Below are 10,553 nucleotides of genomic sequence, written 5' to 3'. Positions count from 1 at the left end.
TGGTCTTATGTCAATATCTTGGACACAAAAAGTCAAACTTTTTTATGCTACACTTCTAGCTAGTAATTCACATTGATCTGGAGTCATGTAATTAATAGAAGAGTGTAGCCTTTTTCTGTTATACCAACCTTCAATATATTTAAATATAGCTATATTAGCTTCTTCGAAGGTACGGTATGTATTTCTATAGATTTCTTCCTTCTTTATTGAAGAATGAAAAGATTCTATACAAGCATTGTCATATGGACATCCTTTTTTACTAAATGATTGTGTAATATTAAATTCTTTACATAGTTCTTTTAAATCATTACTAGTGTATTGAGAGCCTAAGTCACAATGAAAGATTAGTTTCTTATTCTTATCAGGATTTTGGCTGTAATAAGCATTTTTTAAAGCTTTAGAAACTAAATCATTAGTCATTCTTTTACCGAAAGCGTAGCCAATTATTTTTCTAGAGTGTAAATCAAGAACTGACGCTAAATAGCACCAACCATCTGTGATAGTATGAATATATGTAATATCTCCTACCCATTTTTCATTAATAGAAGTAGTTGTAAAATCTCTTTTTAAAACGTTTTCCAAACCTTCTGCTACCTTTTTATTTGAATGAGGTCTGTATTTTTTTACAGTTATTGCACAAAGACCAAGTTCAGCCATTCTTCTTTGAACTCTTTTCAAGGATACGTTAAAGCCTTCAGTACAAAGTATATGATGAATCCTAGGAGCTCCATATATACCTTTATTAGCTTTATATATTCTTATAATAGCTGTTTTTAATTCCTCATTCTCTTGTTCTCGTGCAGATTTAGTTTTATCAAAAGATTTATAATATGTGCTCCTGGCTATGCCTAGAACGGTACACATAGTCTTAATATCATGGTTGTTTTTATTACTATCTATAAATTCTATTACTTGATTTAGTTTTTTGTTGCAAATATGGCCATAGCTTTTTTTAATATTTCATTTTCCTCTTTAATTCTTGCCATTTCTTTTTTTAAAGCTTTAACTTCTTTTACTGTCATAACTTCATTTTCATCTACTTTAATTTCTTTTACATCTTTAATCCAGCCGTTTATTGTTGATTTTGCAATGCCATATTCGCTACTTAGCTCTGCTAAGCTCATTCCTGACTTAAATAAGTCTACTATCATATCTTTATATTCCTGATCATATCTTCTGCCCTTACTCATAATGGACACATCCTTTCTTAACTAAATATTATTTTACTTAGTTCGACTAATTGTGTCCACTACTTTATACTAATACCAATATAACTTTAATAATTGAACCACTCGGAAAACCCTTGGGCATGTATAAATTTCTAAATAAAAATCACGTTATATGGTTAAATTCTTCAATGGATGAAAATGCAAGAAGATTTGTATTAGCACACGAAATTGCTCACGCCATACTTCATACAAAATCTTCTTGCTTTTTTTCCAATGTTAAAAGTATTAATATTTCAAGGAAAGAATATGAAGCAAATATTTTTGCAGCCGAACTATTATTAGATTTAAGTAAGAACGATATTTCTTATATTGATGGGTATTCAATTGATCAATTAGCTTCTTGCTATAAAGTACCTGTCGAACTAGTAAAGCTTAAGTATAAACTAATAAGTGAGTCTTAAATATATTTTTTAACTTTAAAAGAACATACATTCTTAAGGAGGTGTTTTTATGAATGGAAGTGTTAGAAAGAAAGGTAAAAGCTGGTACTACAGATATTATGAATATAAAGACGGTAAACGTAAGCAAATTGAAAGAGTTGGAGGGAAAACAAAGTCAGAGGCATTAAAGAAATTAAATGAAGAAATTAATAGATCATATAATGGAATATCTAGACCTGAAGAAATATATTTATCTGACTATCTTTATGATTGGCTAGAAGATTATATCAAAGATGAAAAATCAGATAACACTTATTACAAATATAAATGTTCAGTTGAAACTAAGATTAGTAAATCTATAGGAAATATTAAATTATGTGATTTAAAGCCTATTCACATTGAAAAGTATATTAAGTTTTTAAAAGGCCTTAACTTAAATAAAACATCAATTCAATTTAATTATGGAGTTTTGAATACTGCTCTTAATAAAGCTTTAAAATTACAATTGATAATTAATAATCCTTGTAAATATGTAGATACACCAAAAAGAGAAAAATATAAGGCCAACATCCTAACACTAGATGAATATAGGCTAATATATAACTCATTAGATGAATCCATATATGAAGATTACATTATGAAATTAGCATTAGATACTGCATTGGAACTTGGTTTAAGGCGTGGTGAAATGTGTGGAATATGTATTGAATCAATTGATTTTAATTTAAATAAAGTCATAATAAATAAAGCATTAATAAGAATAGAAAATAAATATGTTATATCTGGACTTAAAACAGAAGGATCTTATAGAGAACTTCCTATTAGTGAAGGATTAGCAGAAAAGTATAAAAAGCATATAAAACTTCAACAAAAAAATAAGCTTAGATATGGTCAATTTTATAATAAAAATATTTTTAATAATCAAGAGTATAATTTAATATTCACTTGGGAAAATGGTAGAGCGATTACTCCAAGTAGTTTTTTACAAAGAATTAAAAGATTATGTAAATTACATGGTATAGAAAAAAATATTCGTTGGCACGATTTAAGACACACTAATGCTACGCTACTACTTGAAGGTGGAGTGGATATGAAAACTCTTCAAGAAAGATTAGGGCATAGTCTAATGCAAACAACATCTGATACTTATTCACATGTTACTGAAAAGATGAATAGAAAAGCTACTGATGTTATATCAAATTTAATGCAAATAAAATAACAAGGGAAAATTAAGGGAAGATTTCAACCTCTACACCCATAAACCCTTGCTATTACTGTTACGAGATAAGCCATAAGCGGAGTTCTGTATTAAGCAATCATCTATCTAGGCTTATTGTTACCAATAAGCTCAAGCGGTACACCCGGAAACGGGGCGGGCAACCCCTAAATGTTTCCCTATTCGACCTTGCTCCAGGTGGGGTTTACATAGCCATCATGTCACCATGATGCTGGTGAGCTCTTACCTCGCCTTTCCACCCTTACCTAAGTGACACTCCAAATCTATGATTTGGTTAGTGGAACTTATACATTCTAATTTATTAGAATGTAATCATTAAACTTAGGCGGTATCTCTCTGTTGCACTTTCCTTCAAGTCGCCTTGACTGGACGTTATCCAGCACCCTGCCCTATGGAGCTCCGACTTTCCTCTCCTAGCTCTAAGTCTAGCAGCGATTGCACGTCTTACTCGCAAAACTTATATTATCATAACTTTATAAATAATACAAATGAATTTTTTTACATTTTAAACAAATTGAAGTATTAATACTAACATAAGTAGAATAATCCAAGTATAAAATCCTATTCCTGATAGTAAAAGAGTTAATATTAAAAGTATAAATATTACTAACCTTGCTGCTGGATTAATACAATTCCTAAAGAATATTGGACCTCCTGAGCTAATATTTTTCCCTATACCATCAAGTATGTCCTTAATTCCATCTTGGAATACTTTTGTCCATGATCCTTTCTTCTTTTTATAATAAGATTTACTCATAACACATCTCCTCAATTGTTATCCTATTATTATTCTATGTGTTATAGTCATAAATAGTTATAATAAAGTAGTTAATTTAAAATAGCTGTGAACTAAGTTTTAGTTCACAGCTATTTTATATATAAAAAGAATTACTTTTATAATCTTATTAAAAGTCTGTCTTTATTTATACTTTATTTTAAATAAATTATGCAAAAGTATATGGATCTTCGCTATGGTTAGAAATAATAATTTCTACTTCTTTAAGTTTATCTTTTAGTTTATTTATTACTTCTAAGAAAACTATCCATTCAGATAAGAAATGTCCTGTATCTATTATAGAAACTCCCATTTCTTTGTAATCACTTGCAAAGTGGTAAGTAGTATCTCCTGTTATTATACAATCAGCACCTTTTTTATAAGCTATATCAAAAAAGCTACTTCCACTACCATTAATTACAGCAATATTTTTAACTTTTTCTGAAGCTTTAACTACCTTTAATCCACTTATGTTTAGTTTCTCTTTAACTTCTCTTATTAAATCTTCTAATGATATTTCTTTATCTAACCTAATAAATCTACCTAGCCCTTCATTTGCATTTCTGGCATTCTTATTTACTTCAATAAGTTCTTTAGATTCATAACCTAAAATATTCACTATAGTTTCATTTAAACCACCACTAGCTGAATCTAAATTTGTATGACTAGAGTATAGACTTATATCATTTTTAATAAGCTCTATAATTTTTTTACCAACTAAAGTATCTGTAGTTATAGTGCTTGGCTTTCTAAATAATAAGGGATGATGAGTAATTATTAAATCTACATTTTTTCCCTTTGCTTCTTCAATTACTTCTAAAGTACAATCTAAAGATAAAAGAATTTTTTTAACTTCCTTTTCTTTATCACCAACCATTAACCCTACATTATCAAAGTCTTCTTTTAAATTTACTGGAGCAAACTCCTCCATTATTTCAATAATATCTTTTACCCTCTTCATAATAAATCTTCCTTATAAATAATTAATCATATTTGAAATTATATTTATTTTGTCTTCTACTGCTGCCCTTCTATCTCTTGCACTTACAGTACTTTCTGTTATAAAACTAAGTATTTTTTTATAATTATCTACTTTTGAATTTAAATAATCCTTCATTAATGGATGCTTTTGCATTAATAATTTAGGGCTTACTTCATAATATATTGAATCTAACCCCATTGCTTCACCTTCTTTTTTTCTTACTTTAAATAATTCATAATATATCCCATCTTCTTCACAAAGATTTTCAGATATTATTTCGTAATCATTATTATAAAGATATTCTCTTAATACTTCTGGATTTTGTGCAGGTACTAGTATTAAGTAATTTAAAGAAGTTACTTTATCAATGCTTTCTTCAAGTATGTCTCTAATTAAGTTTCCACCCATACCAGCTATAATTACTGCTTCCACTTCATCTTTTTCTAAAGGATTTAATCCATCTCCAAGTCTGAATTCTAATTCATCTCCTGCTCCCTCTAAAATAGCATTAAGCCTTGCCTTGTCTAAAGGATCTTTATTTATATCTATAGCTATAGCCTTATCACATATACCATTTTGTGTAGCATATAATGGAATATACCCATGATCAGTTCCTATATCTGCTATAACTGATGTTTTATCAATATTATTAATTATAAAATTTAATCTTTTGCTTAGTTCCATATATTTCGTCTCCTTGCTAAATTAAAATTAGCACCATTAGGTGCTAATCTAAATAATCCTTTAATTTTTTACTTCTTGAAGGGTGTCTTAATTTTCTAAGTGCTTTTGCTTCAATTTGTCTTATTCTCTCTCTAGTTACGTTGAATTCTTTACCAACTTCTTCTAGGGTTCTTGCTCTACCATCATCTAAGCCAAATCTTAATCTTAGTACTTTTTCTTCTCTTGGAGTTAAAGTATCTAAAACATTTATTAGTTGTTCTTTAAGCATTGTAAATGCTGCTGCTTCTGCAGGTGCTAAAGCATCATCATCTGGTATAAAATCACCTAAATGTGAATCTTCTTCTTCACCTATAGGTGTTTCTAAAGATACTGGCTCTTGAGCAATTTTTTGAATTTCTCTAACTTTATCTACTGGTAAATCCATTACTTTTGAAATTTCTTCTGGGAATGGATCTCTCCCTAATTCTTGTAATAATTGTCTTTGAACTCTTATTAATTTATTTATAGTTTCTACCATATGAACTGGTATTCTAATAGTTCTCGCTTGGTCAGCAATTGCTCTTGTAATTGCCTGTCTTATCCACCATGTAGCATAAGTTGAGAATTTAAATCCTTTTCTGTAATCAAACTTTTCTACGGCTTTAATTAAACCTAAGTTTCCTTCTTGAATAAGGTCTAAGAATAACATTCCTCTACCAACATATCTTTTAGCAATACTTACAACTAATCTTAAGTTGGCTTCTGCTAATTTCTTTTTAGCTCTTTGGTCACCTTGTTCAATTCTATTTGCTAACTCTATTTCTTCTTCTGATGATAATAGAGGAACTTTTCCTATTTCTTTTAAGTACATTCTAACTGGGTCATCAATAGCAATACCTTCTGGAATAGTTAAATCTAATTCTTCTTCTACTTCTTCTTCACCGCTTGGTTCACCTATAACTTCTATTCCCATAGACTCTAACACTTCATAAATTTTTTCAATTTGTTCTGGACCTAAATCTATATTTTCAAGTTCATCCATTATTTCTTTATATGTTAAAGTACCACTTTTCTTCCCTTTATCAAGCAAGTTCTTAACTATATTCATTTTGTTACTTCTATCTTCATTTTCCTTCTTAACTTGCTTAGCTTTTGTTTTTTCATCCAACATATTTTGACCTCCTTCCGTTATTGCCAACTGTACCTACACCTCTCTTTAGCTTCTCATCAAATTATTTAATTCAATAGCAATTTGTATTGATTCTTCAATCTTTCCCTGTGATTCTAAAATCTTTTGTTTTTGCTTTAATTCTTTCAATCTTTCGTTTAACTTATAACTATCTATCTGTTTTATTAAATCCTGAATTAACCTTTTATTATCTTTACCTATAAGGACTTGTTGTTCATTTATTTTAACAATTTCCTCAAGTGTCTTAATATTTGTACATTGTGATTCTAAAAAGTTTTCTATATTATTTATATTTCCCTTTTTAGCATCTTTAATGATAGAAAAAATCTCTTTATGTTCTGGAAGAATTAACTCATCTTGGTTTATTAAATTAACAATATAATCAAGATATTCTTCATTAAAACATAATTTTAATAAGGATCTTTCAGCCTTTATAAATGCAGGCTCCTTATATAATTTTGTTCCATTTTCTTCCTTATTATTCATAAATTCTTGATTTTGAATATTTTTTGTCATTTCTCTCGATAATAAGTCATACAAAGCTTGTTCTCTTATACCTGTATTTTCAGATATTTTTTTAATATAAATATCTTTTTCTACTGGATTTACTTTTGCTAAAATTTCCGTAACTTTTTTCCCATATTTTATTAAATCATTACTATCTTTGAAATTTATGTTTTCTCCAGCTTTTTTTATTCTGTATTCTACTAATCCTTCTGCTTCATTTATTAATTTAATAAATGCGTCTTTCCCATTGCTTCTTACATACTCATCAGGATCCTTACCTTGTGGAATGCTTAAAACCCTTACATCAAAACCTGCATCCTTTAGTATTTCTAATCCCCTTAAAGTAGCTGTTTGCCCAGCTATATCTGCATCATAAGATATAATAACCTTATCTGCATACCTCTTTAATAACCTTGCTTGGTTTACAGTTAATGCTGTTCCAAGTGATGCAACTACATTAGTAATTCCATATTGATTCAAGGTAATTAAATCCATATATCCTTCTACCATAATGAAGTATCTTTCCTTCATATTACTTTTTATTGCAAAGTTTAACCCATATAAATTAGTTCCCTTTTGAAAAACTAAAGTTTCTGGAGAATTTAAATATTTGGGTTTAGAATCATCTAAAACTCTTCCTCCAAATCCTATTACTTTCCCTCTATAATCAAAAACTGGAAACATTACTCTATTTCTAAATCTATCATATTTATTACCAGTTTTTTGAGAAGTTAAAACTAATCCCGCTTCTAATAATATATTTTCACTGAAGCCTTGTTTTTTTAGATGAAACAATAAACTGTTCCAACTATCCTTTGCATACCCTAAGCCAAATCTTTTTATAGTTTCTTGCCTTATTCCTCTATTTAAAAAATATTCCATGGCTACCTTATCAGACCTTAAATTTGAGTAAAAAAACCTACCAGCTTCTACATTTACTTTATAAAGTAACTCTTTCTTTTTTGCAGTTGGATTTACTCTAGTATCATCTTCTAATAATATGTTAGCCCTATCTGCTAAATATTTTACGGCATCTATAAAATTCATATTTTTGTTTTTCATAACAAAAGTAATTATATTTCCTGATTCTCCACAGCCAAAACATTTATAAATTTGTTTTTCTTGTGAAACAGAAAATGAAGGTGATTTTTCATTATGAAATGGACATAGCCCTGAAAAGCTTCTTCCAGTTTTTTTCAGTCTAACTGATTCAGATATAACATCAACGATGTCATTTTCTTCTTTAATTTTCTCTAGAATCTCTTCAGAAATCTGCAAGGAGATTCACCTCCTTACTATTAATTTTCGTCAACTTATATTTAATTCGACATTTTTTATAGAAATCCTTCTTTAAAAATTTTTTTTTTATTTTTTTATTAAATCTTCTTTATTTATATTCTTTATCACAGTTAAAATTCCTTCATTCTTCAAAAATAATTTTATCCTGAACATTAATATATTACTAACTTAGGGACAAATATAGAATTAAAGGTATTTAGGCAATAATCATCGCTCATTCCTGATATATAATCTGCAACCGCTCTTTTTCTTCCTTCTTTTTCTGCTATTTCCTTATATAGTGTCGGTAGCTCATCTATATGAGTATAATAATGCTCTATTAAATTTTCCAGCACAAATTTCGCCTTATTTCTTTCTACTTTTAAAATTTCCCCTAAATATACATTTTTAAACATAAATCTTCGTAATTCCGTCATAGCTTCCCAAACCTCATCACTAAAGACTATATCAACATTATTGTTTTTTATAGCTTCACTAGTATTTAGTACTACATCTGTGACTAAAGTCTTTATTCTTTGTGAATGCGTATCTCCTAATACTTTTTTTACTTCCTTAGGTAATACATCTTCACTTAAAAGCCCTGCTCTTATTGAATCATCTATATCATGATTTAAATAAGCTATTTTATCACTTACTTTAAGAACTCTTCCTTCTAAAGTTTTAGCTTTATTATTATTGTTATTACTTAAACCACTATGATGTAATATTCCATCTATTACTTCTTCAGATAGATTTAATCCTTTTCCGTTCTTTTCTAACTTTTCTACTACTCTAACACTTTGCTCATTATGTCTAAAACCTCCATCTAAAAAGGAATTTAAAACCTCTTCTCCATTATGAGCAAAGGCTGCATGACCTAAGTCATGTCCTACTGCAATTGCTTCTATTAATTGCTCATTTAAACCTATACCTAATCCTATTGTCCTTGCTATTTGAGATACTTCTAATGTATGAGTTAATCTTGTTCTATAATGGTCACCAAAGGTTTTTATATAAACTTGTGTCTTATGCTTTAAACGTCTAAAGGATTTACTATGAATTATCCTATCCCTATCAACCATAAAACAAGTTCTCATTGGATCACTTTCTTCTTCAATTTTTCTTCCTAGTGTATTACTACTAAATTGTGCTTCAGAGATTAATGTCAACCTTTCAATATCTTCCATTTTTTCTCTTACATTCATCTATCTCACCTCTATATAACATATTCTATATTTTTCTCTATTTTCCTCTATTTAAACATATTTATAAGTAATATATTTAATACCTAGAATATTTTCTTTTTTTAAGTAATATCTTAATAATAAGTAATTATAAAGGAGAGAATAATGGAAAGCTTACTGCTAAACATAAATAATGAACTACTTCCAATAGATGAATTAAAGAGTAATATATTAATTTACTATAATTTAGAGAATTCTTCAGTTATTAATGTTAAGTTTAAAAATACCGAAAAACAAAGAGCTGTTTATAAAATAGATTATAATAATCAAACCTATTGCTTAAAGAAAGTATATTATGATGAAGAAAATCTTTTATACGTATATTCAACTATGGAATGGTGCTATAGAAATGGAATTAATGTTCCTAAACTACTCCCAACTATTACTGGAAGTAGATATGTAAAATATAAGGACATGCTATTCATTTTAACTCCTTGGCTTAATGGAGAAAAATGTGATTTTGATAATAAAAATCATGTGATATTATCTTCTAAAACTCTTGGAAAATTACATAAATCTTCTAGAAATTTTTCACCTATAGATGGAAGTGCAAATAGAGAGGGCTTTGAAAATTATAGCGAATCTATATCAAAACATTTTAATCAATTATTATTAAGTATTTGTTCATCGTAGTTTCTCCTATTTTTTTAGTCCGTATTTATAATCATGTCATTAATTATACCCTTATTTGCCGAGCTTTGCAAGTAAAAACAACGGCACAGGATGCCATTGTCTTTATTATTTGTTTTATTCATCAAATCATCAAGTCCGTAGCTCGTAGTCTTCTTGTTATTTTGAAGCTCTGCGTCTATTTGTCGGAATTTGCATCCACCCATTAAAACTCCGCATTCTTTGGGGTTCTCGGATAAGGAATTACGTCTCTGATGTTTGAAACTCCAGTTATGTACATGACCATCCTCTCGAAGCCAAGCCCAAAGCCAGAGTGCTTTACTCCACCAAATTTACGCAGGTTCAGATACCATTCGTAATCAGCCTCGTCGAGTCCCATTTCTGCCATTCTGACCCTTAAAACGTCAAGCCTTTCTTCTCTCTGTGAGCCCCCTATTAT

General features: G+C 28.9%; 10 protein-coding genes, 1 other RNA gene and 1 pseudogene. 3 read left to right on the top strand and 9 right to left on the bottom strand.

Annotated features, from left to right (window positions below; all coding sequences use genetic code 11):
• Positions 1-42: 42 nt before the first annotated feature.
• Positions 43-1,190: pseudogene (locus HUJ77_RS12045) on the bottom strand (IS3 family transposase).
• 50 nt (positions 1,191-1,240) lie between these two features.
• Here HUJ77_RS12045 and HUJ77_RS12040 point away from each other — a divergent pair.
• Together HUJ77_RS12040 and HUJ77_RS12035 are read left to right on the top strand one after the other, a co-directional pair.
• Positions 1,241-1,630 (top strand): ImmA/IrrE family metallo-endopeptidase, encoded by a 390-nt coding sequence (locus HUJ77_RS12040; RefSeq protein WP_291708955.1) that lies wholly within the window; start codon positions 1,241-1,243, stop codon positions 1,628-1,630.
• A gap of 49 nt (positions 1,631-1,679) precedes the next feature.
• Positions 1,680-2,828, top strand: coding sequence for a tyrosine-type recombinase/integrase (locus HUJ77_RS12035; RefSeq protein WP_291708953.1), 1,149 nt, complete (start codon positions 1,680-1,682; stop codon positions 2,826-2,828).
• Positions 2,829-2,885: 57 nt separating this feature from the next.
• On the opposite strand, the gene rnpB is transcribed toward HUJ77_RS12035, so the two are convergent.
• The 7 genes from rnpB to HUJ77_RS12000 form a co-directional block, all read right to left on the bottom strand.
• Positions 2,886-3,297: RNase P RNA component class A (gene rnpB, locus HUJ77_RS12030), an RNA gene on the bottom strand.
• A gap of 54 nt (positions 3,298-3,351) precedes the next feature.
• The gene (locus HUJ77_RS12025) at positions 3,352-3,603 is read right to left on the bottom strand and encodes a hypothetical protein (RefSeq protein ID WP_291708951.1); all 252 of its coding nucleotides are present in this window, start codon (positions 3,601-3,603) and stop codon (positions 3,352-3,354) included.
• Positions 3,604-3,790: 187 nt separating this feature from the next.
• Positions 3,791-4,582 (bottom strand): Nif3-like dinuclear metal center hexameric protein, encoded by a 792-nt coding sequence (locus HUJ77_RS12020; RefSeq protein ID WP_291708949.1) that lies wholly within the window; start codon positions 4,580-4,582, stop codon positions 3,791-3,793.
• Positions 4,583-4,594: 12 nt separating this feature from the next.
• Positions 4,595-5,287, bottom strand: coding sequence for a class I SAM-dependent methyltransferase (locus HUJ77_RS12015; protein ID WP_291708947.1), 693 nt, complete (start codon positions 5,285-5,287; stop codon positions 4,595-4,597).
• Positions 5,288-5,330: 43 nt separating this feature from the next.
• Positions 5,331-6,437 carry an RNA polymerase sigma factor RpoD gene (rpoD, locus tag HUJ77_RS12010; RefSeq protein ID WP_291708945.1) on the bottom strand — a complete coding sequence of 369 codons (1,107 nt, stop codon included), beginning with the start codon at positions 6,435-6,437 and terminating at the stop codon, positions 5,331-5,333.
• A gap of 45 nt (positions 6,438-6,482) precedes the next feature.
• Complete coding sequence (dnaG, locus tag HUJ77_RS12005) at positions 6,483-8,240, bottom strand: DNA primase (protein WP_291708943.1); 1,758 nt, start codon at positions 8,238-8,240, stop codon at positions 6,483-6,485.
• A gap of 173 nt (positions 8,241-8,413) precedes the next feature.
• Positions 8,414-9,445: a deoxyguanosinetriphosphate triphosphohydrolase gene (locus HUJ77_RS12000; protein ID WP_291708942.1), complete on the bottom strand. Its 1,032-nt coding sequence runs from the start codon at positions 9,443-9,445 to the stop codon at positions 8,414-8,416.
• Positions 9,446-9,589: 144 nt separating this feature from the next.
• Between HUJ77_RS12000 and HUJ77_RS11995 the strand changes: the two genes are divergently transcribed.
• Positions 9,590-10,117 (top strand): hypothetical protein, encoded by a 528-nt coding sequence (locus HUJ77_RS11995; protein ID WP_291708941.1) that lies wholly within the window; start codon positions 9,590-9,592, stop codon positions 10,115-10,117.
• A gap of 202 nt (positions 10,118-10,319) precedes the next feature.
• Here the strand turns inward: HUJ77_RS11995 and HUJ77_RS11990 are convergent.
• The coding region (locus HUJ77_RS11990) for an amino acid--tRNA ligase-related protein (RefSeq protein ID WP_291708940.1) at positions 10,320-10,553 on the bottom strand (234 nt) is incomplete at its 5' end.

It is taken from the genome of Clostridium sp., assembly GCF_021443865.1.
In the GTDB taxonomy this organism is placed as follows: domain Bacteria; phylum Bacillota; class Clostridia; order Clostridiales; family Clostridiaceae; genus Clostridium.
This window is presented reverse-complemented; position numbering and strand designations above follow the sequence as displayed.

Bases quoted from the DNA above. Each gene is read 5' to 3' on its own strand.
- HUJ77_RS12035 (WP_291708953.1), top strand. From the start codon at position 1,680: ATGAATGGAAGTGTTAGAAAGAAAGGTAAAAGCTGGTACTACAGATAT.
- HUJ77_RS12025 (WP_291708951.1), bottom strand. From the start codon at position 3,603: ATGAGTAAATCTTATTATAAAAAGAAGAAAGGATCATGGACAAAAGTA.
- HUJ77_RS12020 (WP_291708949.1), bottom strand. From the start codon at position 4,582: ATGAAGAGGGTAAAAGATATTATTGAAATAATGGAGGAGTTTGCTCCA.
- HUJ77_RS12015 (WP_291708947.1), bottom strand. From the start codon at position 5,287: ATGGAACTAAGCAAAAGATTAAATTTTATAATTAATAATATTGATAAA.
- rpoD (WP_291708945.1), bottom strand. From the start codon at position 6,437: ATGTTGGATGAAAAAACAAAAGCTAAGCAAGTTAAGAAGGAAAATGAA.
- HUJ77_RS12000 (WP_291708942.1), bottom strand. From the start codon at position 9,445: ATGAATGTAAGAGAAAAAATGGAAGATATTGAAAGGTTGACATTAATC.
- HUJ77_RS11995 (WP_291708941.1), top strand. From the start codon at position 9,590: ATGGAAAGCTTACTGCTAAACATAAATAATGAACTACTTCCAATAGAT.